The organism is Flavobacterium johnsoniae UW101, from assembly GCF_000016645.1.
Lineage (GTDB): Bacteria > Bacteroidota > Bacteroidia > Flavobacteriales > Flavobacteriaceae > Flavobacterium > Flavobacterium johnsoniae.
In genome coordinates this window covers 6,053,631-6,079,046 of record NC_009441.1, presented here as the reverse complement: position 1 = coordinate 6,079,046, position 25,416 = coordinate 6,053,631, and the positions used below count along the sequence as shown (strand labels likewise).

The window sequence follows — 25,416 nt, the reverse complement described above, 5'->3', positions numbered from 1 at the left end:
AAGTGCTTTTTATTTTATAACTATTTTGGATTCTCAGTAATTACCAGTTTCAAAGAATTTATATAATCCGTATCAAATTCAATAACTCTGATTTTCTCAGGATTAAAACTCAATTCTCCGCCAAACTGGCCTCTTGTATCCAGAAAATCGATTAAAAGTTCTTCATCTGTCAAAGAAATTAATTTTCCTAAATAAGCTGATTTTGCAGACTTTTTAGAAATCTGAAAAATTCCATGCTTATTATTTATAAAGCTTAAAATAGAACTTAAATCCCGGATTGGAATAATATCTTCGGCATTTGTTTTTAAACCTTTTAAACGGATTACTTTTTCGGTGAAAGCCAAATCCTGATCTCTGTGTACGGCTTCAATGTTCTTGTTTCTCAAAATTACATAACCGTCCAAAATATAATCAACAGGATTGTTTCGAAGTAAAATCCAATCATCAGAATAATCAATAAGAAAACCGGTAAAAATTTCTTTTTTATCCTGAAATTCTATAGCAATTAATTGTCTTAAATATTGTTCCATTTGATTTTATGTTAAAGGCTGTTAAGAACTTTGTCAAAGTTTTAAACTTATACAAAGCGTAGAAAAAGGTTTTACGGATTTGTAGACCAAATACTGCTGTTTTTAATAAACACTCTGCGGTTTAATTTTAACTGAGCAATAATTAAATCTGCCATATCTTCAGACTGCATCACTTTTTCAGGATTTCCATCGGTTAACTTTAAGTCTTTTGCCATATCTGTCGCAACTGTACTTGGTGTTAAAGCAGTAACACGAATATTGTGTTTTCTCATTTCCTGCATTAAAGAATCCGTTAAACCTAAAACAGCAAATTTAGAAGCACTGTACGCACTTGTTAAAGCGTTTCCGTTTAAACCTGCAGTTGATGAAATATTGATAATATCACCGGTTTGTCTTTCAATCATATTCGGAATAATAGCACGTGTTGTATAATACGTTCCCATTAAATTAACCTGAATAATTTTTTCGAATTCGGCAGTTTCTAATTCTAAAAATTTTCCAAAAGAAGCAATCCCGGCACTGTTAATTAAAATGTCGATATGTTTAAATTCGGCTAAAGCTTTTTCAACAGCTGAATTGATAGAATTGATATCAGAAACGTCAGCAGATAATGCCAAAGATTTTACGCCCAATTTATTGGTTTCTGCTGCCAGTTGATCAACATCGGCCTGCGTTCTTGAAACTAAAATTACATTTACACCTTCTTTTGCCAAAGCAATTGCAACTGCTTTTCCAATTCCTTTTCCAGCGCCAGTAATAAACGCATTTTTATTTTTTAAGTCTGTCATGATTTGTTTTTTAGAAATGCAGAAAGCATCATTTTAAGTATAACAAAAATAAAACTTTTGCCAGCTAAAATGATGCTTTCTTATGTTTTCTTAATCTAAGTTTAACAACTTTCTTATTCCTTTAGAACCATGTCGATACACATTACTGCTGCAAGGATTAATTGTCTAAGCGGACTATCTGATGGTACGGTTTCTTCAATTTTCAATACATAATTATCTGCACTTGTAAAAAACTCTTTACCTAATCCTGCCCATTTTTTGCTTACCTGAGCAAGCTGTTTGTTTTCATGCGAGAATTTAAAATCCCAGCCGGTCCATTTTCCCTGTAATGTTGCAGCCGGTCTTTCATTTTTATCTAAGATGTCAAATTTACCGCCAATAGAAAAGAACTTTTGTTTGAAGGTTCCAAGTAATCTGTCTTTCTCGTCAAAAACTTTAACTGTTGAGCGAAAAATGGCAACTCCTCTTTTTACAGAAATTAATTTCTCGCCAGAAGCCGTTGTAATTTCAATGTCAAAAGGCGTTGCTCTTTTATAATCTGTAAAACGAAATATTTTAGTAAAGAAACCAAGATTGTTTTCTCGGCAGTTCATTATAATTTGATTCGTTTCTGGATCATAAATATCATAGTTGTTTGCGGCTTTAAACATTCCGATGTGTTCTTTAACTAAAAATAGATTTTGGCTTAAAATTGGGTTCATACGTTTGTAAAAAATTAGTGTTTCGAATAAAGCGCAAATGTAATAAAATATTTATTAATTGTATTGCTCAGAAGTTTCGACAAGACGAATAAATTCGGCTTTGTAACCGCCTTTGTCAAATGACATTCCTTGTTGTGCCAATTCAGCAATACTCTCTGAAGATTTATCAGTAATTAATTTTGAATCTCTTAATTTTAACCCGAACCAGGCCACGGCTGTGCTGAATTTAAAGTCATCACTTGCTTGGTCTAAACTAACCGATTTAGTATTGATTACCTGAACCATTTCGATGCTTTTGTCTCCGTCAGGTTTTTTATAACGGAATTTTATTGTCGCAAGTTCATTGCTGTAATTGGCAGAATTGGTTTCGGTTTTAGTGTATTTTAAATCATCTGGCTGTACATTTAAAAAATCGCTTTTTACACCAGCCGGAATAATTTCATACAAAGCCGTAACAGTATGATTACTTCCTAATTCTCCGGCATCAATAGCATCATTTTTAAAATCTTCCGGACGAAGTTTTCTGTTTTCATAACCAATCAATCGATACGCCTGAACTTGTTTCGGATTAAATTCAATCTGGATTTTTACATCTTTTGCAATTGCAAACATAGAACCTTTAAATTCTTTTCCTAAAAAACGATTGGCTTCCTGAATGTTATCGATATAAGCATAATTTCCGTTTCCTTTATCAGCCAGGATTTCCATTTTGCTGTCTTTGTAATTTCCCATTCCGTAGCCTAAACAAGTTAAGAAAACACCAGTTTTTCTTTTTTCCTCGATTAGTTTTTCCATATCAGAATTAGACGAACTTCCTACGTTAAAGTCTCCGTCGGTTGCCAGAATTACACGATTATTACCGCCTTTAATGAAATTTTCTGTGGCAATTTTATAAGCTAGTTCAATTCCTGCACCTCCGGCAGTACTTCCTCCGGCTTCTAATTGATCTAGAGCCTTAATTATTGTTTTTTTCTCATTTCCAGATGTTGGAGGCAGAACCATTCCTGCTGCACCTGCATATACTACGATAGATACTTTGTCGGTTGGGCGTAATTCATTTACCAATATTTTCATGGATTGTTTTAGCAGAGGCAGTTTGTTCATGTCTTCCATTGAACCCGAAACATCGATTAAAAAAACAAGATTTGATGAAGGAAGATCGTTTGTTGCAATGTTTTTTCCCTGTAAACCAATTTTTAGAATCTTATTTTGTGAGTTCCAAGGCGAATCGCTGTATTCTGTATTAATAGAAAACGGATGTTCATTTTTTGGCTGCGGATAATTGTATTTAAAAAAGTTTACCATTTCTTCTACACGCACAGCATCTTTTGGAACTTCTTGTCCGCTGTTTAAAAAACGTCTGATGTTAGTATATGAAGCATTATCTACATCAATAGAAAAAGTAGAAAGCGGTGCCGTTTTCGGGCTTTCGAAAGCATTTTCTACAAAAGTATCATAATCTTCCTGAGTTGGCAGAGTTGGATTTGGTCTGATAATATTTAGTTTTTTATCTAATTCCTGCTCCGAAAGATTTTTGTAAAGTCCTTTTTTTGTTGCAATAATAACGGCACCATTTGCAGCTTTGCTTCCGTAAATTGAGGCAGCCGATTCATCTTTTAAAACTTTTACATCGTCAATATCATTCGGATTAATTTTAGCCATTTGATCTGCTTTTATAGGAACTCCATCTACGATATACATTGGTTCGTTTTTAGGCGCAGCAGATTCAGAAGCAGGCATAGAAACATTTGGAGCCGGAGTATATTGGTTGTTTGATGAGATTTGTAAACTTGAGACTTTTCCTTGTGCCATCATTCGGGATTCTTTTACCATTTTCTTTCTGGATTTTGAAGTCCCATAACCCACTGTAACAACTTCTTGCAGCTGATTCCCACTTTCTTTTAGTGTAATATTGATGATATTAGAATCTTGTACCGTAACGGTTTGCGTGTTCATTCCAACATAACTAAAAACAAGAATATCTCCTTTTTGAACCTGAATGCTGTATTTGCCGTCAAAATCGGTTGTGGCAGCAGTTTTTGTTTTTTGCATGTAGACATTAACTCCAGGAAGCGCAATTGAATTTTCATCTGTAACAGTTCCTGTAATGGTTCTTTGCTGCGCCATTGTTACGAAACATATAAGCATAGCAATGGCTGATGAAATAAGTTTTAGACTTTTCATGATAGTAAGTTTTAAATTAATGTTCGGATTTTTTTCTTTACCAAAGCTCAAAACTTTGACAAAGATTTACTGTTTTCGGCTATTTTTTCTGAGCCGGTTTTCCTGTTTTTGTAGTAATAATGACAACTCCTTTTTTTCCTTTTTCGCCATATTTTTCTGTGGCTTCCAGATCCTGTAGAATTGTTATGGTTTTAATTTCCTGCTCGTTTAGTGGAGCATATGGACTTGTTGGATTTTTTCCGAATAAATCATTTTCTGAATAATATATTCCGTCAATAATATAAAGCGGATCATCTAATATAACAAGAGACTCAACATTTGAAGGTTCCAGATTAGGAAGCTCTCTCTGCATCATTCTGTCTCTTTTTACATCATCGGTGTGAGAAATTGCATTGCCGTTCAGTACAACTAATGGAGCACTTTTTCTAGGAGATTGTGCTGCTTTTTCGGCAGAAGAACTAAAAGATTCTTTTGATGCTTTTTTAGCATAACCAAAACCAGGTTCTGTCTGCACTTTAGATTTTGAAAGCATAATTTCTTCGTCTTTCGCTTCTTCTTCTGCGCGAACTGGAGAAGGTACTGCCATTATAGCATCATAATTTGCTCTTTCAGTTACAACAGGTGGAGTTAAAACTGCATTTGGTGCTGCTTGTACTTCCTGAACCGCTACTTTTTCTTGCTGTTTAATTTGTTTGTCCAGAATTTTAACGGCTTCTTCTTTTGGAACCAATTGCGAATCTGAAGAAACTACTGCTTTGTTTTCTTCAAAAGACGGGTCTTCTGTTGTTGGTTTATCATCTTCGTTAACTACAACTTTTGGCGTTTCGATAACGGCTTTTTTATCGGTTTTTAAAAATTGGTATCCTAAAGAGATTACTAATAAAAGAGAAGCCGCAACCGCAATTTTTTTCCAAAGTGAAATGGTTTTTCTGTCTTCTTTTCTGTCGAGTTTTTCTTCAACGCGCGACCAGACTTTTTCCATTCCCGGAAAATCTTTGGTTTCTGCACTATCTGCAGCTTCCTTAAATCTGTTGAATATTTTATCTTGATTGTCCATGACTATTTTGCTTTTTGATAATACAATTTATTTACTAATTCCTTCAGCTTGGTTTTTGAGGCATTCAATTGTGATTTTGAAGTGCCTTCAGAAATGTTAAGCATAGCTGCAATTTCTTTATGTCCGTAACCTTCAATAACAAAAAGGTTAAAAACAGTTTTACAGCCGTCTGGAATATGGTTTAATAAATTGAGTAAATCTTCTTCTTCTAATGCGTTCATTTCTTCTGTAAAAGGCTGCGAAAGAACCTTAACATCATCAAGATACATATTGAAGTTTGTGTTTTTCTTGATTGATGCCAAACAATAATTAACGGCAATTTTTCTGGCCCAAGCTTCAAAGGCTTTTTCTTCCTTAAGCTGATCTAATTTTGTAAATATGGTATAGAAAGCATCGGCAAGCGCCTCTTCGATTTCTTCTTCTTTCTTTAGGTATCGTTTGCAGACGCGATACAATTTTGGAGCCATGTGCTCATAAACCTGACGCTGGGCATCACGGTTCATTTTTTTGCAGTTAGAAATTAGAGTTTCGTTTATCACAATTTTGGTCTTTAATTATAAAGAGTGCTAAAAAGATAAAAAGGTTGGGACGCAGATGAAAAAAAGTTTAATTTTTTTATTTATTATTTTGCGAAGACGCACTACAGCACGTCTTCGCAAGCATTTATAGAATCTTATAAAAAAGCAAAAATTTAAAAGTTATGGTTTAATTTGAAATTTTGTATTTCCAACCTGCCACAATGCAAAGGCATACATGTCAGCTTCATCTCCAAAGGTAACATCCAAATCATTAGAATGATGACCATTGGCATAATTAACATGCAGTAAAACCGGATTATCAGAGCTGGTGGAATTTTGTAAAATAGCTGCAAATTTACCAGGCTCCCAAGGGGTAACTCTAGGGTCGTTAATACCGGTGCGAATTAAAACCGCAGGATATTTTACTCCTTTCTTTACCTTGCTTTGCGAATCCATTTCTAATATATGTTTTACATCTTCTTCATTTTTTAGAGAGCCAATTTCAGGTATTTGGTTTGGACCATTAGGAGTAGTTTCCATTCTTAAGGTGTTTGTGCAGCCTACTTCTACAAGTGCCACTTTGTAAAGATCAGGGCGTTCGGTAATTGCTCTTCCAATCAATACACCTCCCATGCTTACTCCATTTCCAATAAGTTTTTCTTTAGAAGTATATTTTTCTTTTATCAAATATTCAGAACAGGCAATAAAGTCTTTCCATGTATTTGGTTTTTTAGCTTTCATTCCGTCTACATGCCATTGATTGCCTTTTTCACCTCCGCCTCTTATGTGTGTAAAAGCTACAATAGTATGCTGTTCTAATAAAGTCATTAAACTAGGGCCGACAAAATACGGATATTGGCTAATTCCATAGGCACCATATCCTGTAATAAAGCAAGATGTAGAACCATCCATTTTGATGTTTTTAGGATAAATTATAGATAAAGGCACCATTACTCCATCATGACTTGGTACTTCTATTTCTTTTACAACATAATCTTTGCTAAAGTCAGGGAATGTACCATTAGATGTTAATTCTTTGCTTTTTTCTAATTTACCTGTTAAGCCGTTATAATCATAATCTGTTGATGGTGTAACCCAGCCATTGTTAAAAAGCATCAGATCATCGTTGTAACGTGGACTTAGTGGATATCCGGCATTAGAACCCGCAGGTATTGGAATCTTTTTGATTTCTAAAGTTTTGGCATTAAGTTGAAAAATTTCCTGATTGATTCCGTCACTCAAATTATAGTAAATGAAGTTTTTAGACTTTCTTAATCTTCGTACTATTTTATTGCTTTCAGGAACAAGAATCGTTGGATTGTTGAAATCTGGATTTTTTAGACTTGTATATGCTAGTTTATAATTAGGTGTATTTTTATGAGTAAGGAAAAATATTTTGTCGCCAATAATTTGGCTGTCAGTTATTTCATCTTCATATTTTATTAATGGTTTCCAATTAATTTTTGATTTTCCCAGTTCTGAAAACGGGGCATAAAAAGAAAATTCTTCATTTTTTGTAGATCCAATATCCAAAATGACATACGAATAATCATCAGGAAGCTTAACAGAAGGAAATTGTGCCGCTAAAATTTCTAACTCAGGATTGTTTTCTTTTGAAGCAAGTATTTTATCTGTTTTGGGATCAGTGCCAATTACATGTATAAGCGATTTCATGTTCTTCAAAAAATCGTCACTTGTATTATTTCTAGTGACCATTTGAGTGTAGGTTATGGCTTTACTGTCTGGAGTAAATTCAAAAGGGAATTCGCTCCAAACAGGCGTAAGTTTATCTGAGAGGAATTTTTTTGATTCAAGATCCATAATTTTAAGATCGCAAACTTCTGCGCCATCTTCAGATATAGTTACTGCCAATTTTTTATTGTCAGGACTAATATTAAAACTGGTTATAGTGGCACCTTTAGTTATTGTGCTGGGATCTAATAATAAAATTTCAGCTCCGTTTCTATTTTTACGGAAATACAATTTATATATGTTTTCTTTCTTTTTATTTTTTGTATAGTAATAAATATCTCCAACTTGTCTAATAGTTCCGTATTGATCTCCACTCAAAGCTTGAATTTCTTTCATTCTGTTAAAAAGAGCATCACGTCCAGAAATTGTTTTCACAATAGAGTTGGTATAATCCGATTCGTCTTTGAACCATTTTTGAACTTCAGGATTGTTCATGTCTTCAAGCCATCTGTATGAATCTGTGATTTTTGTTCCAAAATAATCCTCTACAACAGGACGTTCAGGAGTTGCAGGGTATTTGTACTGGGCTTGTGAAGCTTGACTTGTAATAAAAACTAAAAGAGCGAAAGCGGTTTTTTTGATCATTATTTTTAAATAAATTTATAATTATTGGTTCTTGGTTTTGGTATAAAAGACGTTATTTTAAGAAAAATGTTACATTTTATTTAATTGGAAGAGTCAATTTGAAAATTTTGGTTTCTAACAATTCCGTATCATTATCCTCGCAAAGTAAAAACTCGATTTTATTGTTTTCTTTTTTATAGAAAGTCAAACCTTCAAATTTATTAGTTGAAGTAATTTTTTGAGTAAAATCAATTTTCATCGTTTTAAGATCAATTCTGCCAATAAAGCTTCCTAAAATTTCACCATCATCATAAGTTGATTTTGTGTTTTCGACGGTTGAAAGAAAATAGATTTTGTCTTCGACTAAAACAGCATCAGTAAAACTGGAACGAATGCCTTTTATTTTTGGAAGTTTATAATTGGTCGCAACCAAAGCAAATTCATCACCGAGACTTTTGGCGTGAATGGTAAAAATGGTGTTTTTATTTGATACGCCATTTCCGCGGTTAAATAAATACCAGTTTTCACCATCAAAGACAGCTCCTTCCAGATTAAAATCTTCTGGTTTTATTGAACCGAAATTCTGCATTACGGCATATAAATCGACTAAATTGTTTTTTTGTAAAACGTTTTTATTTTTAATATCAAACTCAATCATTTTGTTTCGGTTTTCGGTAGAGCCGGAACCAAAAACATAAAGCGTATCGTTGTGATGTGTTAAAGATTCAAAATCTGGTTTTAAATTTTTGGGGATATTCTGCGTTGGATTATCAATTAAAGCATGCTGATTCAACTGCTGATTCTGCATGTTGTATTCGTATAAAAATCCGCTGTTGTCGCCAATAATGTAAAGGGCATCATTGTTGTAAAATAATCCTGATGCAGAACCGATTCCGATGATTTGAAATAATATCTCTAATGTAAATTTTTCCATGAATGTTATTTTGAAAAACAGGCAGCTAATAGTGATGCCGATAGCTGACAGAATTCGTAAAAGTAGTATATTTATGATATAAATGTGAAAAATATGAAATCAATAGATCCGAAAGATTTTAAAGTTACTGACAAAATCAAATTAAGTAAACTTCCTACTTTATTAAAAGTCGATGCTGATGCTGATGAAAAAGAAGAAAAATTAGACAAAGTCCAGGCGAAATTGAGTGATTTGCAGGATGTAATGTATGCACACAATAAATATGCTGTTTTAATTTGTCTGCAGGGAATGGATACTTCCGGGAAAGACAGTTTAATCAGGGAAGTTTTTAAAGAATTTAATCCGCGCGGAGTTGTGGTGCATAGTTTTAAAACGCCAAATTCTTCAGAACTGGAACACGACTATTTATGGCGTCATTATATTGCCCTGCCGGAAAAAGGAAAGTTTGCCATTTTTAACCGTACGCATTATGAGAATGTATTGGTAACACGTGTGCATCCGGAATATATTTTGGCAGAGAATTTACCCGGAATTAATTCTGTTGACGATATTAAACCTAAATTCTGGAAAAATAGAATTGAACAAATCAATAACTTCGAAAAGCATATTGCCGAAAACGGAACTATTGTCATGAAGTTTTTTCTGAACTTAAGTAAAGAAGAACAGCGTCAGCGTTTATTACGCCGTTTAGAAGAAGGAAAACACAATTGGAAATTCTCTCCGGGCGATCTTAAAGAGCGTGGACATTGGGATGAATATCAAAAGTATTACGAAGAAGCTATAAATGAAACTTCTAAAGAACATGCCCCATGGTACATTATTCCGGCCGATGATAAAGATATGGCGCGTTATATTGTAGCCAAAATTATTTGGGAAGAAATGAAGCAGTACACAGATATTAAAGAACCGGAACTGGACGATAAGATAAAAGCCAATTTTGCGCTTTATAAAGAACAGCTTGCAAAAAAATAGTTTTTTTAAGCTTCAGAAAAGCAAAATATTTATAGCAAAGAATAAACGTTTGCATTATAAAGCTTCATAGGAGTGACATATATTTAGATTACAGAAAAATATATGTCACTCCTCTGGAGCTTTTTTGTTTTAAGGATTGTTTTTCATTTAGATACCTTCAAAAATTCCGTTGGTCAAAACAATAGTGTAGTTCATCAAACTAATTTTAACAGCAATTGTGGTTTGTGCTCCTTTGCTGTTTGTTTAAAATATATAGGTTAATTTTGAATGTAAATCTTATAAATTATTTAGATGGTTGCAAATTATAAAAATAGCCATTGGATATTTTTAGTCTTTTTCTGGAGCTTATTAGGCATGACAATCTGGGCCCAGATGATTGAAGATTACGATTTTTTGACGGCCACGATTCAGGCAGTTTTAGTTTTGTTTTGTTCTGCCGTTTTAGCTCATATTTTAAGTGATGTTATACTGCCTAAAGCACTAAAACAAAATAAAATGAACTGGTTTGCGGTACAAAGCGTTATTGTTGTACTGCTTTTGGCATTTTGTCTGTCACTGATTTATATTGTTTTTTCTGATTCGGTTTTGAGAAGGAAAGCATATCCCGGAGAAGCTGATGTGGAGTCTCTTCATTTTCTGTGGTCACGATTTTACGGCAACATTCCATCGGCGATTTTAATCTGCGGTACTGCCTGCGGACTTCGGTTTTATCAGGAGCATAATGTCATCGAAAGAAATCATGCACAATTGCAGCAAGTTCACCTTGAAGCGCAAATCAAGATTTTGCAGGATCAGATAAATCCGCATTTGATGTTTAATATTTTGAATCATATTCATATTCTAATGCAGAGTAACGTACAATTGGCGTCAGTTTTATTGGTTCAGTTTTCAGATATTCTGCGTTATCAATTGTATGAATGCAACAAAGAATATGTGCCGCTGCATCTTGAAATTAAATATTTGAAAGATTTGCTTGCTGTTGAAGAAACCCGCTGGGGAAATGAACTGGAAGTAAAAAGTAAATGGAATATTGAAGACGGACAGCTTCAAATCGTACCATTGCTTTTGGTTCCTTTAATTGAAAATGCTTTTAAACACGTGTCCCGACTTCCAAATCAAAAAGGATACGTGCATTTATCGTGCGAGCAGATAAATCATCAATTGAATTTTAGAATCGAAAACTCGTATACAGAACAATATAAAATTCCGTCTAAAAGTCAGGGATTAGGACTTGAAAACGTACAGAAAAGATTAGCGATTCAATATCCGGAAAAACATCAATTCAATATCAATAAAACCGATTCTGATTTTACGGTTATTGTGGTTTTAGATTTAAAATGATTTTTTTTGCCACAGATTAAAATGATTAAAAAGATTTTATTTTTGCCACGACCCGAGCGATAGCGAACAGGTGAAGCAATTGCACTAATTAGCACGAATTTTTAATCTAATGCTTTGTGTCTGCATTCTTATTAAACTTAAAACTTTGCGAACTTTGCGTATCCCGACAGCTATCGGGATTGCGTCCTTTGCGGTTAAATTTTTTAGCCACAGATTACACAGATTAAAAGGATTAAAAAAATATTAAACCTGAAACAAAGAAAACCTGAAACAAAAACAATATTATGAACATGAAATGCCTCGTTATAGACGATGAACCTATTGCAAGAAACGGAATCGTAGATTTTATTTCTAAAATTGATTTTCTGGAAGCTGCAGGCACATGTGCTTCGGCATTAGAAGCGACTTCGTATCTTCAGGAAAAGCAAATCGATTTGATGTTTCTCGATATCAATATGCCTTATCTTACCGGATTAGAGTTTCTGGAAGCATTAGATAATCCGCCATTGGTGATTTTTACAACTGCTTATTCAGAACATGCTCTAGACGGATATCGGTTACAGGTTGTAGATTATTTATTAAAACCTATTACGTTTCAACGCTTTTATCAGGCATCTTTAAAAGCCAGACAATGGCATCAAATGATGCACGCTCCAAAACAAAATCAATTAGATCCGTTTTTATATGTGCGTCAGGAAGAAGGATTTCAGAAAATTTCCTGGGTAGATATTTTATATATTGAAGGAATGCAGAATTATGCTAAACTTCATTTTAAAGAAAAAGTCATTGTAATTCATCAAACCATGATTTCATTAGAAGAAACACTTCCGGCAGAGATTTTCTTTAGAATTCATAAATCATTTTTAGTAAACATCACTCATATCGATTCTGTTTCGGGCGGACGATTATTTATAAAAGGACAAGAACTACCAATTTCAAGAACCCGCCGCGAGGCATTATTGAAAGAGGTAGTCTATAAAAACTTATTAAGCAGGTAGCTCTAGAATTTCCATTTTAGAGCTATTGCTCCGTAAAAAGTAGTAGTAAATCTTGGATCGGCTATATCTTTTTCTTTAAAAATATCTTTAATCTTTCTATTAGTAGTAGAGAAACTGCGAAGAAGAGTAGTTCCAGCAGTAGGTTCAAGAGTCCAATGCTCGCCAAACTTAAGCTGAGGTCGTAAACCTGCAAGTATCTGCTGATATCCCAATAACGAAGATTTATTTCCAATTTTGGTTTCGGCCGTCATACCGCTTAATTCTCCCACAAGCTTTAAATCAAGATTGTCAGACATTTTATAGCCAAACTCCACACCTTCAGGAAAAGCAACTTTAAAATGCAAGGCGCCTCTGAATTCCCAATTAAAATAAATTCCGGGCAATACCATTGGCACACCAAAACTATTGGTTAAAACCGGGCCTATACCTAAAGCCAGATTAGGATTAAATTGTTTGATAAAAAGCACTCCTCCTTGTATCAGGACATCATCTTTGTTAATTTCGACCATATCTGTATAAACTCCAACAGAAGCCAGGATTAATAAAGACCAGGATGGAGAAATAGATCGTAAATGTTTAATACCAACTTGTGTGTTCAATAATTCAGTTGGAAATCCTGTCTGAAATTCTGTCGGGAGATCTTGAATATTGTAGTTTCTGTTTTCCATTCTCGCATAACTTCCATTTACAAAAACAGACCAGAGTCTGGGATTATTGTATTTGTCTGTTTCTAACGAAATTGGCACTTCAAAAACAATCTGGGCTCTTTTAAAATTGCTTTCGGCATTTGTTCTGGTGCTGTCCATTGGCCGGACATATTTAGAAAAAGGAACATAATCGACTTTAAACTCGCCTGAAATTCCGGATTGTGATTGTGCTGCAGCAGAAACCAATAAAAGAAGAAAAAGCTGCGATAGATAAAAAACTGTTTTGTTCATGATTTGATTAATTTTTCTGCGAATTACCGCGATCTAAATCAATCCTGAAAAATCATTTGACTAATGGTAATTTTGTTTTGACCAATGGCATAAAATACAAAACCCGGAAGACTATGAAAACTTCCGGGTCTGTTACCAAAAACAAAAAAATAAAATAAACCTTTCTTTTTATAGATCAAAACCATAGGCTAAACGTAAAGCCACTTGGTTGGTTTTGAATTTGTTGTAGTCCTCGTAGCGGACACTTATATCAATGTATTTGTTGGCGTACCCAATTCCAGGCGCCCATAAAAAAGTAGTGTCGTTATAACCGTTTGTTACAGCAAAACCGGCACCTACTTCACCTAAAACATAAAATTGATCTTCCCAGATAAAAGCTTTAAAACCAGCTTTTGCAGGAATAAATCCTAAATCTTTTATGTCATTTCCTAAATCATCTTTTCCTAAAAATAAATTTGTAAAACCTGTTGTTAGCGTTAATGATGTTTTTTTAGATAAATCATATTGTAAACGAACGTCTCCTCCAAGTGACCAGTCATAATCATTATCGGTTGGAATACCGCCATTTAACCCAAAACCTAATCTAAATCCCTGATTGTAATTTGTTGCGGCGTCTTGAGCGAAAGTTGTGTTGGAGTATAAAAAAGCAAAGGCAGCTAGGCATATAATCTGTAATTTTTTCATGGCAAATATTTTTGAATTATTAATAATGTAAAAGTAAAATAGAGGTCTTTTGAGCTTGTTATATAATTTTTAAAAATCGTTATATAATATTATGGTATGCTGATTTTAGTCTTAATATTGGCTTATGTTTTTATAAATAGATCAGAATTCGAAGCTTCTGATTATCTTTGCGCACTAAAAAAGAATACAAGTGAATTTAAAGCAGTACACAAAAGAATTTTCATATAATTTTAAACTTGCCTATCCTGTTATTTTAGGAATGGTTGGCCATACTTTAATTGGTATTGTCGACAATATAATGGTAGGGAAAATTGGCAGTACAGAATTAGCAGCAGTTTCATTAGGAAACAGCATGATTTTTATTGCAATGTCTCTGGGAATTGGTTTTTCTACTGCCATAACTCCAATTGTAGCCGAAGGCGATGCAGAAAAAAATGACAGTAAAATTCGTTCTGCTTTTCACCACGGATTATTTTTATGCACCATTTTAGGACTAGTGCTTTTTACTGTAATCATGTTTGCAAAACCTATAATGGAATTATTAAAACAGCCTGCAGATGTTATTGTTCTGGCAAAACCTTATTTGGGCTGGGTAGCTTTTTCGTTGATTCCTTTAATTATGTATCAGGGATATAAGCAATTTGCAGACGGAATGTCTCTTACCAAATATTCTATGTATGCCATGGTTATGGCAAACGTGCTGCACGTAGGGTTAAACTATGTTTTAATTTACGGAATCTGGATTTTTCCAAAAATGGGAATTATTGGGGCGGCATTGGGAACTGTGATTTCGAGAATATTTTTGGTAATGTTTATGCATATAATGTTGTCAAGAAGAGACGATTTAAAACGTTTCTTTAAAGGTTTCAGTTTTGATGAAATCAAAAAAGCAACGATCAAAAAAATCATCAGCATTGGATTTCCATCGGCAATGCAAATGTTGTTTGAAGTAGTTTTGTTTACCGCTTCTATATGGCTTTGCGGTAATATTGGAAAAACCAGTCAGGCCGCTAATCAGATTGCTTTAAGTCTGGCTTCGATGACTTTTATGTTTGCAATGGGATTGAGCGTCACTTCGATGATCAGGGTCAGCAACCAAAGAGGATTAAACGATTATAAAAAGCTGATTGTCGTAGCCCGTTCTATTTTCTTACTGGCAATTATACTCGAAACTTTCTTTGCACTTCTATTTATAGTATTCCATAATTATCTGCCGCATATGTTTTTAAATATGGAAAATACAGGACAGGTTCTGGATAATACCGAAGTAATTGCAATTGCATCAAAACTGCTTTTAATTGCGGCTGTTTTCCAAATTTCTGATGGAATTCAGGTTGTAGTTTTGGGCGCTCTGCGTGGCTTACAGGATGTAAAAGTGCCTATGTATATTACATTTGTGGCTTATTGGATCATTGGTTTTCCTATTTCATATTATTTAGGAGAGCATACAGAACTAAAAGCGCAAGGCGTTTGGATAGGACTTTTGGCAGGTTTAACAGCAGCAGCAATTTTTCTGTATATTCGCTTTCATTTTCTAACGAAGAAGTTAATCGCAAATTCACCTTTAAATAATTAAGTTTGAAGCTTGAATAATAATATAAAACAGATTTTAGGATTGAAAAATCATTTTAATCTGTAACAAAAAACGAGTCTGATAACAGACAATTGTAACATCTAAAAATAAACTTAAATAATATGGAATTACCTAAATTTTTACTCGGAGATAATACTGATTTTCCAGATGATATTTTTATCATTCACCTGGATTATCCTAGATTTATAATTAACCTAAAAGATGATGAGGTTGAATTTTTGGAAGAAGCTGAAGATCTTGATGAAGCAGAATTAAATGCGGAAATGGAAGGCTTAATTGAAAAAGCAAACGAGTTTTATGACAGAGAAGTAAATCGTTACGAAGAGTAACGATACAGTATTTTTCAACCAAAAATTAATTTAAATCATCTAATGAAAAAATTAAGTTTCTTAAAACCTATTTTCAATTTTATATTGATCGGATTACTGATTACGACTTTAAGCCGAATCTTTTTGTTTTTTCTTTTTAAAGAAAGAGTAGAGCAGACACCAGATTTCTGGTATATTTTTCCAATCGGTTTGCGAATGGACTTAATTTTACTTTGTTATTTGTCATTTCTGCCGGCTGTTTTAATCACTTTTCTGCCAAACAACTGGATTAAATTCACCAATAAGTTTCTGGTAATTTACAGTTTCTTGTTTCTGTTTTTAATACTTTTTGTAGAACTGGCTTCACCAGATTTTGTAAAACAGTACGATACACGTCCAAATAAGATTTTCTTAGATTATCTTATTTATCCAAAAGAAGTAGTGGGAATGCTTTTAAAAAGTTACTTGACTTCTATTATCGTGACTTTTTTGATTTTGGGAGTTGTGATTTATTTTGCCTTCAAAAAAGGGAAAAAATATTTTCATACTACAAGCACTCAATATAAATTCAAATTAATGGTTTTTCCATTAGCTGCTTTTTTATTGTTTTTTGGAGCGCGTTCAAGCCTTACTTCAAAACGCCCTATTAATGCCAGTAATGCCGTTTTCTCAACAGATCAATTAACAAATACTCTAGGATTAAACTCATTTTATACGGTTGCTTTTGCCGCTTATTCAATTAAGAACGAAGGAAATACTAAAATGTACGGTAAAATGGATGAAGCCGAAGCGATTGCGCGTGTGAAAAAATACATGATCGCCGGTCCAAATGATTTTACAGATGCAGCAATTCCGTTTTTGCATGTACAGCAGCCAGATTCTGTTATGAAAAAGCCATATAATTTGGTAATATTTCTACAAGAAAGTTTAGGTGCAGAATACGTTGGAATTTTAGGCGGAAAACCATTAACACCAGAATTTGATAAATTATCAAAAGAAGGATTATTGTTCACCAATTTATATTGTACAGGAACCAGAAGTGTACGCGGTATCGAAGCCGTTGTAACCGGATTTTTACCATCACCATCAGAAAGTGTTGTAAAACTTGGAAACTCACAGCAAGGATTTTTTACACTTGCCGACGCTTTAAAACATAAAGGTTACGATACCAGTTTCATTTACGGCGGAATGGCTAATTTTGATAATATGGCTTCGTTTTTCAATGGAAATGGTTTTACAGACATCGTAGACCAGACCGATTTTGAATCAGACGGAAATAAATATGCTTTCAAAGGAACCTGGGGTTATTCTGATGAAGATTTGGTTACGAAAGCCAATAATTATTTCAAATCAAAAGGCGATAAACCGTTCTTTTCTTTAATGTTTTCAACTTCTAATCATGAGCCGTTTGAATATCCTGCGGGAAGAATTAAACCTTATGATGCAAAACCGGCAACAGTAAACAACGCTATGAAATATGCCGATTTCTCGATTGGGAAATTCTTTGAAATGGCTAAAAAAGAACCCTATTTTAAGAACACAATTTTTATTGTAATTGCTGACCACAACACCAGAACATACGGAAAGAATTTAGTGCCAATTAATAAATTCCATATTCCGGCATTTATTATGGGGCCGGGAGTTCCAAAAGGTGCCGTTTATGACAGACTGGCAAGTCAGATTGATATTCCGCCTACATTATTGAGTTATTTAGGAATTCCTTTTGAAACGCCAATGGTAGGAAGAAATTTAAGCAGATTAGATCCAAAAGTTCAGGGAAGATCTATTATGCAGTTTAATGATATTAATGCTTTTAGAGTTGAAAATCAGGTTGTCATTATGCAGCCAAATTTGAAGCCGCTTCAGTTTGAAATCAAAAACGATACAACTTTAATTCCGGTAAAATTAAATGAAGAATTGGCAAAAGATGCTTTGGCACACGTAATTACGGCTGGAAATTTATATAAAGAAAACAAATATAAGCTTAGAGACACGAAAAAATAATTTTCAATTCATTTCAAAAGAAAAGCTGTTAGGTGTGTAATTTCATACTTAGCAGCTTTTTTTTGTATTAAAATTCAAACGAAAAGGGTAACAAAAAATAAATTTAATTGATATACACTAAACCAAAAGGCGTAACCTGAAAAGCCAGTAATAGAGTAAGGTCAATTAAATTAATTTATTATGGAAAATTTACAACAAACAAAATTGAAAGTATTACAAGCAATTTTAGTTTTTGCGTTTGTCGCTTTTTTTATAAGCTGCAACAACGATTCTAGTGAAGATCAAAATGCTCAATCAAACACAGAGCAGGAAAATCAACCCAATACTCAAAGATATTTACCGCACTATGAAGGTGTTATTGTGCAAGCCTGGGGAGCGCATAATATTGACTGCAGTCAGCCGGAAGGGTTTTGTAATTTTGTTTATTACGAATGGAGAACCTATGGCTTTGCGAAACCAAATCCTGGCGGTACACCAGTACGTGTTACAAATGAAAAAGGGAATTTTGTTATGGAAATTCAAAAAAGTGCTTTAACCGCAGAACATAAAAAAGTATTATTGCAAAATGGAGACGTTTATGTAATTCCGGAAGGACAGACTATAGCTCCGGAATTAGTTAAATCCCTTAAGTTCAATTCAGACATTTTAATTCCTGGTAAATATCGTATTTTAGAAAGTGAAGATACTTATACAATTTCAATGAATGTAAAATAAATGAAATAGTAAAAAAGCTTTAAGGAATTAGAAGCTCTTTTTATATTCGTTTAATAAAAGCTGAGCGGCTGCAAAAGGTGATATTTCATTATTTTGCACCGCTTTTTTATTTTGTTCCAATAATGAAATGATTTCAGGCTGATTGTAGAAATTTTGTTTCAGCTGTTCGTTAATAGTTTCCATCATCCAAAACTGGTTTTGTTCGTTTCTCTTTTCCTGAAAAAAGCCAGACTCTTTAGTCATTTCAAAATAATCAGAAATGGTATTCCAAATTTCCGAAATTCCGTCTTTTGTAATCGCACTGCAAGTGGTCACTTTTGGCTGCCAGCTTGATTTTTTTGGAGGAAATAAATGCAAAGCACGGTTAAATTCAAGTTTCGCCTGATTTGCTTTTTTAATATTATCACCATCTGCTTTATTGATGACAATGGCATCTGCCATTTCCATAATACCGCGTTTTATTCCCTGAAGTTCATCACCCGCACCGGAAATTTTCAATAAAAGGAAAAAATCTACCATGCTGTGAACCGCAGTTTCGCTTTGGCCAACTCCAACAGTTTCAATAATTATGGTGTCAAAACCTGCCGCTTCACACAAGATAATAGTTTCGCGGGTTTTACGGGCAACACCGCCTAAATTTTCGCCAGACGCACTTGGTCTGATAAAAGCATTTTCATCTTTTACCAATTCTTCCATTCGGGTTTTATCACCCAAAATACTTCCGTGAGAGATTGAACTGCTTGGGTCAACAGCCAAAACAGCGACTTTTTTTCCTGTCTGAGTTAAAGAAGTTCCAAAAGCCTCAATAAAAGTACTTTTTCCAACTCCGGGAACTCCTGTAATTCCTATTCGGATAGATTTATTGGCATAAGAAATACAGCCATTTATAACTTCTTCTGCCTTTGCCGTATGCTCGGGATTAGTGCTTTCAACAAGTGTAATAGCTCGACTTAATGCAGTTCTATTTCCTGCCAGAATTCCATTGATTAATTCTGCTGTCGAAGGCTGTTGTCTGCGTTTGTTTTTAATTTGATTGATAGCCGAAACATTGGTAATTTCAGGAGATGAAATTCCAGCTTTTTCAGTTAAACTTCCCGACTGTTTTTTTAAACTTGACAAAATACTTTTTTAATATTGTAAAAGTACAGAAAACAAAAACAGTTTCAAAAGGTTAGTTATTCAGTAATTGCACGAATTTACACGAATTTGTTATCCTATTTTTTGTTTCTAAACGAAGTAGAAGAATTGATACAAAAAGACCCGACAAAGATTGTTTAGCAGTAATTTTTAACATAAAGAAACCCGACAGGTTTTTAAAACCTGTCGGGTTTGAGTAGTATTGCAGCGTTTCCAGCTCAAAATCATATAAAACTTAGCATCTTAGAACCTTAGCACCTTTTAAATAATTAATAAGCCGCTGTAAATCTAACCTGGTGGTGTTTTGGATTTTCTGCTTCATCAGCAATAACAACTGCTAAATCCTCTACAGATAAAATACTTCTTTGCTCATCATTAAAAACAGGATTTTCTAAACCTAAACGGTATTTTCCTGTTCTTCCGGTTGTAATTCCCTGATGCATTTCAAATGCCGGGCTGAAAAATGCCCAGTCTAATTCTTTTTCTTCTTTTAGGATATTTAAATAATCTCTTGCTGCCGTAGCACCTGCGTGATATTCTTTTGGAAAATCTGGTGTGTCAACCGCTTGTAAACCCGGAGCTACAAATAAACTGCCCGCACCGCCAATTGTGATGTAACGTTTTACACCTGATTTTTTTACCGCTTCCTGAATGGCTTTTGATCCGGCAATAAAATCATCATAAATGTTTGGGTTTGTCCATCCTGAATTATACGCATTGATAACAGCATCATTTCCTTTTAAAATTTCTGCCAATTCATTTACATTAAATATATCAGCACTTTTCCATGTCACATTTGCTGTGTCTTTTGGGTTTCTTGCAATAGCTGTAATATCATGTTTTCTGTCTGCCAATTCGTTTAAAATTGCTGAGCCAACAAATCCTGTTGCTCCAATAATTGCGATTTTCATAATATATAAATTTATTTAGTAATAAAAAATGTTACAGTTTTGGGTAAAAAAATAGTTTTTAAAATTGGTTCGAAAAATCCTCTAAAGAAATTCCTTCTAATTGTGCGCTCACTTTCTCATTCATATCAGCATATAAATTCGCCAGATGCTGATTAATATTTTTTCCAACAGGACAATCCGGATTAGGCTGATTTTTAGCATAACCTAAACCAATGGTCTCAAAAGTCATTTCAAAAATCTCTTTTAAAGTCAGTTTAGAAGAATCAACGGCCAGTTTCGTTCCGCCATTTTTTCCTTCTTTACTTTCTACAATATGATGTGCTTTTAGGTTGGCAATTTCTTTTCGAACCAAAACCGGATTTAAATTAATACTTCCGGCAATAAACTCAGATGATAAATAATCATTCGGAAATTTATTGAGCAGAGTAAGAATGTGAATCGTTATGGCAAATTTACCTGAAAGCATACTGTAATAAAATATGTTACAAATGTAATGGTTTTTTTTATATGATGGAGCAATTTTAGGTTTTTTTTAGTAATTAGTCCTTAGTCCTTAGTGATTAGTTTTTGGAGAATAAGTAATTTGTTACAGATTTTTTTCCAGAACTAAATGAATATATCTTTGCGTGAAATCACCAAATACTAACCATTAGAAAACTAAGGGCTAAGGACTAATTACTAAGCACTAAAAAACATGAATAACTTTATTATAATATTCTTCTTTTTGTTTTTAGGATTGCTTTTGCAAAATGTAAAGCGGTTTCCAACTCATATTTATAAAACAATTAATAAAATTGTCATTTACATCTGCCTTCCGGCGATTACTTTATATCATATTCCGAAAATAAAATGGAGCAACGAATTGCTGTTTCCAATAGGAGCGGGGTGGATTAGTTTTTTTCTGGCTTTTGTATTTTTTCATTTTTTAGGAAGAAGGCTGGGCTGGTCTAATAAATTAATAGGATGCTTAGTTTTAACAGCCGGATTAAGTAATTCCTCCTTTTTGGGTTATCCAATTGTAGAAGCTTTATTTGGAAAAAAAGGTTTAGAAACTGCTGTTCTGGTAGATCAGCCGGGAACTTTTGTGGTGGTTTCGACTTTAGGAGTTTTTGTAGCGGCTTTTTATTCAAAAGGAAGTCCTGATTTTAAAAGTATAGCGAAAAAGATAATTCTATTTCCGCCTTTTATTACGTTTGTTGTTTCGTGTTTATTAAATGTTTTAGATTACGATTTAGATCTCAATATACAGTCTTTATTATTAAAATTAGGAAGTCTGGTTACGCCTTTGGCTTTGTTTTCGGTTGGGCTGCAGCTGACTTTTGACCGAAAAAGCAAACATTGGAAATTCTTAAGACTCGGACTTTTCTTTAGACTGATCGTAACACCGCTTATCATTTTTATTCTGTATGTTTTTATTTTCAACCAGCATTCTGAAGCTATAAAAATTACGATTATTGAAATTGCAATGGCACCCATGATTACAGGTGCAATTCTCGCTTCTACCTATGGCTTAAAACCAAAATTAAGCAGTATGATGATTGGTTTTGGAATTCCTATTTCGTTTGTAACCCTTGCCATCTGGTACTTTGTAGTTGGCTTTATTTAATTTATAATAGTAATTAGATAGAGCTTATAGAATTTTAACTTTTTTTTAATTCTTACGTGTTTTCTAAATGTATTTTTTAGTTAATTTTAGAGGAACTAAAAAATATAAATTATGTCAACATTAAGATTAGGCGATATAGCTCCGGATTTTCACGCAGAAACCACACAAGGACCAATCAATTTTCATGAATGGTTAGGAGATTCTTGGGGCGTTTTATTTTCGCATCCTGCAGATTTTACTCCTGTTTGTACAACTGAGTTGGGAACAGTAGCGAATTATGTTCCGGAATTTACCAAAAGAAATACTAAGGTTATTGCTTTGAGTGTAGACGGATTAGATTCTCACAAAGAGTGGATTAAAGACATTAATGAAACTCAAAATACAGAAGTGAATTTTCCAATTATTGCCGATGAAGATAAAAAAGTAGCGAATTTATACGATATGCTTCATCCCAATGCAAGCGATAAATTTACAGTACGTTCTGTTTTTGTTATTGGACCAGATAAAAAAATCAAATTAACATTGACTTATCCAGCTTCGACAGGAAGAAATTTTGATGAATTACTTCGCGTAATTGACAGTTTACAATTAACTGCAAATTACAGCGTTGCAACTCCTGCAAATTGGAAAGATGGAGAAGATGTAGTAATTGCACCTGCAATTCCTGACAGCGATATTCCGGCAAAATTCCCAAAAGGACACAAGCCTATTAAACCTTACTTAAGATTGACACCGCAGCCTAATAAGTAATTTGAGGTTCTGAGTTGCTAAGGTACTAAGGTTCTAAGTTTTTTTCTTAGAATTTTAGTATTTTTTTTCTGAAAATAAACAAAGCGCAAGATTTCAAAATTGAAATCTTGCGCTTTTATATAAAAAAAACTTAGTCCCTCAGAACCTTAGTGTCTCAGAACCTTAGCACCTTAGCGCATCTCAGCACCTTTATTTTGCCGTCAACAAAGCGGTCATTCTTTTTTTGTCTCCTACAACCCAAAGAATGTCGTTTTTCTCTAAAATTAAACTAGATTCAGGATTTAAGATACGATTTCCGTTTCGTTCAATTCCCACAACCATTCCGTTTGTTTTGGCTCTAAACTGGCCGATGCTTTTTTGAATAAATTCTTCCTGAGAAACTTCAAGCTGACGCAGTACAATGTCGGTTTCCTCTACTTTTGGCGGAGCTTCCGTTTCATTGTGGTTTAAATACTTGGTAAACTCAGTAATTTGGGCATCAGTACCAATAACACAGATTTCATCTCCGGGAAACAAACGTTCAGTTTTCATAGGAATCGGAATGGTTACTTCACCTCGTTTAATGTAGGCAATATTGATTCCTAATTGTTCACGAATCTTTAATTCTTCTAATGTTTTGCCTGCTAAATTAGATTCTTTTCCAATATCAAAAAATGACATGTGACCGTCCCATGGCATTAAATTAGCATATCGTCTGTCGATCTTTTTGTTTTCACGATCGTTTAGGTTTTTCAAAAAGTGATTTTCAATTCGGTGGTATTGTTCGTTTAGTTTTTTAGGGAAAATTTGATACGCTCCAATTGCAATAATCAAGGCTACAAAAGCCACTAAAGGTGAGAAGAAAATATTCAATAAGAATCCAACGAAAAATAATCCAAGGCTCATTCGAATTAAAATAAGCATTAAAAGTGCGCCTCTGTATTTACGTTCTTCCCAAAGTGCTTCGACTTCGTCAACTTTTACACGGCGTAGTGAAAGCGCCCATAAAAACGGAGCAATTACAACCAATGTCAATAAAGCGGCCAATGTATTTCCAAATCGTGTATCGGCTACTAATGGTGCTACAAATTTTGACGATAATAAAATTATAGCCGTAATAATTATAGTGTGCAGTATAATTTGTGTAATTGATGATCTTAATACAATCTGCCAGGTGCTTACAGATTTAATAGCCTGCGCATTTACGCTGTAACGGTTAATGTTTTTAACCCATCTTTTTGGCATTTTTTGTTCCAGAAACTGGGCAAAAGATTCGGAATATTTAATTAAAAATGGTGTAGTAAAAGTTGTAATAGCAGATACGGCAACTATTATAGGATACAAGAAATCGCTTGTAACTTTTAAGGTCATACCCAGTGTTGCAATAATAAAAGAAAACTCTCCAATTTGTGCTAAACTCATTCCGGTTTGAACAGATTGTTTTAAAGGCTGTCCGGAAATTAAAGCTCCGATAGAAGAACTGAACGCTTTTCCGAAAATGGTTAAAAGTGTAATTAAAGCCACCGGAAGGGCATAAGTTACCAATGTTTCCGGGTTAATTAACATTCCCACGGATACAAAGAAAACAGCACCAAATAAATCTTTTACGGGCTGAATTAAATGTTCGATTTTTTCTGCCATTGTAGTTTCAGCAATAATAGAACCCATTATAAAGGCTCCTAAAGCGGGAGAGAAACCAACATTTGCTGCAAAAATCACCATCATTAAACATAATGCCAATGAAATAATAAGCAGCATTTCATCGGTTAAAAGATGTTTGGCTTTTTTCAAAATGGTAGGAATAATAAAGATTCCGCCCAAAAACCATATAATTAAAAAGAAAACTAATTTTAAAACGGATTGTAATAATTCGCCTCCAGATACCTGGTCGCTCACTGCAATGGTCGATAATAATACGAGCATTAAAATGGCTACGATATCTTCAACAATCAGGGCTCCAAATACAATCCCAACGAACTTTTTTCCCTTTACACCTAATTCGTCAAAAGCTCTGATAATAATAGTTGTTGAGGAAATCGAAAGTGTTGCACCAAGAAAAATACTATCCATTTGTCCCCAGCCCATCCATTGGCCCACACAATATCCAATAAGTGTCATGAATAAAATCTGGGTTATTGCGGTGACGGAAGATGTCCCGCCGACTTTCATTAATTTTTTAAAGCTGAATTCGAGTCCTAAACTGAATAATAAAAATATAACCCCAATTTCTGCCCAAACTTCAACACTTTTCATGTCGGTTATTGAAGGGAAAAAATCAAAATGGTTTCCGGCTAAAAAACCTGCAATCAGGTAACCCAAAACCAAGGGCTGTTTCATTTTTTTAAATATAAGAACTGCGATTCCGGCAGTCATCAAAATTAATCCCAGATCACTGATAAGGGGTTGCAAATGGTGTGTCGATTCGGCAGCGGCATTTAAGGCAATCATAAAG

Annotated in this window: 23 protein-coding genes; 9 read left to right on the top strand and 14 right to left on the bottom strand. The window is 34.0% G+C overall.

Annotated features, from left to right (window positions below):
• Positions 1-20 precede the first annotated feature (20 nt).
• The 8 genes from FJOH_RS26020 to FJOH_RS25985 form a co-directional block, all read right to left on the bottom strand.
• Positions 21-530 carry a hypothetical protein gene (locus FJOH_RS26020; RefSeq protein WP_012027000.1) on the bottom strand — a complete coding sequence of 170 codons (510 nt, stop codon included), beginning with the start codon at positions 528-530 and terminating at the stop codon, positions 21-23.
• Between the two features lie 71 nt (positions 531-601).
• Positions 602-1,318, bottom strand: coding sequence for a 3-ketoacyl-ACP reductase (locus tag FJOH_RS26015; protein WP_012026999.1), 717 nt, complete (start codon positions 1,316-1,318; stop codon positions 602-604).
• A 113-nt stretch (positions 1,319-1,431) separates the two neighbouring features.
• Complete coding sequence (locus FJOH_RS26010) at positions 1,432-2,019, bottom strand: LURP-one-related/scramblase family protein (protein WP_012026998.1); 588 nt, start codon at positions 2,017-2,019, stop codon at positions 1,432-1,434.
• A gap of 54 nt (positions 2,020-2,073) precedes the next feature.
• A complete protein-coding gene (locus tag FJOH_RS26005) occupies positions 2,074-4,203 on the bottom strand; it encodes a vWA domain-containing protein (RefSeq protein ID WP_012026997.1) in 2,130 nt (709 codons plus the stop codon).
• 79 nt (positions 4,204-4,282) lie between these two features.
• Positions 4,283-5,260, bottom strand: a complete 978-nt coding sequence (locus tag FJOH_RS26000) for a hypothetical protein (RefSeq protein ID WP_012026996.1) — start codon at positions 5,258-5,260, stop codon at positions 4,283-4,285.
• A gap of 2 nt (positions 5,261-5,262) precedes the next feature.
• A complete protein-coding gene (locus FJOH_RS25995) occupies positions 5,263-5,763 on the bottom strand; it encodes an RNA polymerase sigma factor (RefSeq protein WP_012026995.1) in 501 nt (166 codons plus the stop codon).
• 195 nt (positions 5,764-5,958) lie between these two features.
• On the bottom strand, positions 5,959-8,115 hold the full coding sequence (locus FJOH_RS25990; RefSeq protein ID WP_012026994.1) for a prolyl oligopeptidase family serine peptidase: 2,157 nt from the start codon (positions 8,113-8,115) through the stop codon (positions 5,959-5,961).
• Positions 8,116-8,191: 76 nt separating this feature from the next.
• Positions 8,192-9,028, bottom strand: a complete 837-nt coding sequence (locus FJOH_RS25985) for a DUF6929 family protein (protein ID WP_012026993.1) — start codon at positions 9,026-9,028, stop codon at positions 8,192-8,194.
• 93 nt (positions 9,029-9,121) lie between these two features.
• Between FJOH_RS25985 and FJOH_RS25980 the strand changes: the two genes are divergently transcribed.
• From FJOH_RS25980 to FJOH_RS25970, 3 genes are all read left to right on the top strand, one after another.
• Positions 9,122-10,000 carry a PPK2 family polyphosphate kinase gene (locus tag FJOH_RS25980; protein ID WP_012026992.1) on the top strand — a complete coding sequence of 293 codons (879 nt, stop codon included), beginning with the start codon at positions 9,122-9,124 and terminating at the stop codon, positions 9,998-10,000.
• A gap of 354 nt (positions 10,001-10,354) precedes the next feature.
• Positions 10,355-11,341 (top strand): sensor histidine kinase, encoded by a 987-nt coding sequence (locus FJOH_RS25975; RefSeq protein ID WP_012026991.1) that lies wholly within the window; start codon positions 10,355-10,357, stop codon positions 11,339-11,341.
• A 284-nt stretch (positions 11,342-11,625) separates the two neighbouring features.
• Positions 11,626-12,339: a LytR/AlgR family response regulator transcription factor gene (locus FJOH_RS25970; protein ID WP_012026990.1), complete on the top strand. Its 714-nt coding sequence runs from the start codon at positions 11,626-11,628 to the stop codon at positions 12,337-12,339.
• Positions 12,340-12,341: 2 nt separating this feature from the next.
• Here the strand turns inward: FJOH_RS25970 and FJOH_RS25965 are convergent, their stop codons facing one another.
• Both FJOH_RS25965 and FJOH_RS25960 read right to left on the bottom strand, forming a co-directional pair.
• Positions 12,342-13,277, bottom strand: coding sequence for a DUF6268 family outer membrane beta-barrel protein (locus FJOH_RS25965; RefSeq protein WP_012026989.1), 936 nt, complete (start codon positions 13,275-13,277; stop codon positions 12,342-12,344).
• A gap of 168 nt (positions 13,278-13,445) precedes the next feature.
• Positions 13,446-13,961 carry a hypothetical protein gene (locus FJOH_RS25960; protein WP_012026988.1) on the bottom strand — a complete coding sequence of 172 codons (516 nt, stop codon included), beginning with the start codon at positions 13,959-13,961 and terminating at the stop codon, positions 13,446-13,448.
• Positions 13,962-14,151: 190 nt separating this feature from the next.
• Here FJOH_RS25960 and FJOH_RS25955 point away from each other — a divergent pair, with 190 nt between their 5' ends.
• The 4 genes from FJOH_RS25955 to FJOH_RS25940 all read left to right on the top strand — a co-directional run bounded on the left by FJOH_RS25955 (position 14,152) and on the right by FJOH_RS25940 (position 18,581).
• The gene (locus tag FJOH_RS25955) at positions 14,152-15,537 is read left to right on the top strand and encodes an MATE family efflux transporter (RefSeq protein WP_012026987.1); all 1,386 of its coding nucleotides are present in this window, start codon (positions 14,152-14,154) and stop codon (positions 15,535-15,537) included.
• 119 nt (positions 15,538-15,656) lie between these two features.
• Positions 15,657-15,884, top strand: coding sequence for a hypothetical protein (locus FJOH_RS25950; protein ID WP_012026986.1), 228 nt, complete (start codon positions 15,657-15,659; stop codon positions 15,882-15,884).
• 42 nt (positions 15,885-15,926) lie between these two features.
• Positions 15,927-17,867, top strand: a complete 1,941-nt coding sequence (locus tag FJOH_RS25945; protein ID WP_012026985.1) for an LTA synthase family protein — start codon at positions 15,927-15,929, stop codon at positions 17,865-17,867.
• Between the two features lie 180 nt (positions 17,868-18,047).
• A complete protein-coding gene (locus FJOH_RS25940; protein WP_012026984.1) occupies positions 18,048-18,581 on the top strand; it encodes a hypothetical protein in 534 nt (177 codons plus the stop codon).
• A 27-nt stretch (positions 18,582-18,608) separates the two neighbouring features.
• Here FJOH_RS25940 and meaB read toward each other — a convergent pair whose 3' ends face one another.
• From meaB to FJOH_RS25925, 3 genes are all read right to left on the bottom strand, one after another.
• Complete coding sequence (gene meaB / locus FJOH_RS25935; protein ID WP_012026983.1) at positions 18,609-19,700, bottom strand: methylmalonyl Co-A mutase-associated GTPase MeaB; 1,092 nt, start codon at positions 19,698-19,700, stop codon at positions 18,609-18,611.
• A 287-nt stretch (positions 19,701-19,987) separates the two neighbouring features.
• The gene (locus FJOH_RS25930) at positions 19,988-20,629 is read right to left on the bottom strand and encodes an NAD(P)-dependent oxidoreductase (RefSeq protein ID WP_012026982.1); all 642 of its coding nucleotides are present in this window, start codon (positions 20,627-20,629) and stop codon (positions 19,988-19,990) included.
• Between the two features lie 58 nt (positions 20,630-20,687).
• Positions 20,688-21,095, bottom strand: a complete 408-nt coding sequence (locus tag FJOH_RS25925; RefSeq protein WP_012026981.1) for an RrF2 family transcriptional regulator — start codon at positions 21,093-21,095, stop codon at positions 20,688-20,690.
• A 228-nt stretch (positions 21,096-21,323) separates the two neighbouring features.
• Here FJOH_RS25925 and FJOH_RS25920 point away from each other — a divergent pair, with 228 nt between their 5' ends.
• Together FJOH_RS25920 and FJOH_RS25915 are read left to right on the top strand one after the other, a co-directional pair.
• Positions 21,324-22,235 (top strand): AEC family transporter, encoded by a 912-nt coding sequence (locus FJOH_RS25920; RefSeq protein ID WP_012026980.1) that lies wholly within the window; start codon positions 21,324-21,326, stop codon positions 22,233-22,235.
• 111 nt (positions 22,236-22,346) lie between these two features.
• On the top strand, positions 22,347-22,985 hold the full coding sequence (locus FJOH_RS25915) for a peroxiredoxin (RefSeq protein WP_012026979.1): 639 nt from the start codon (positions 22,347-22,349) through the stop codon (positions 22,983-22,985).
• 189 nt (positions 22,986-23,174) lie between these two features.
• On the opposite strand, the gene FJOH_RS25910 is transcribed toward FJOH_RS25915, so the two are convergent.
• Positions 23,175-25,412 carry a cation:proton antiporter domain-containing protein gene (locus FJOH_RS25910; protein WP_012026978.1) on the bottom strand — a complete coding sequence of 746 codons (2,238 nt, stop codon included), beginning with the start codon at positions 25,410-25,412 and terminating at the stop codon, positions 23,175-23,177.
• Positions 25,413-25,416: the final 4 nt, after the last annotated feature.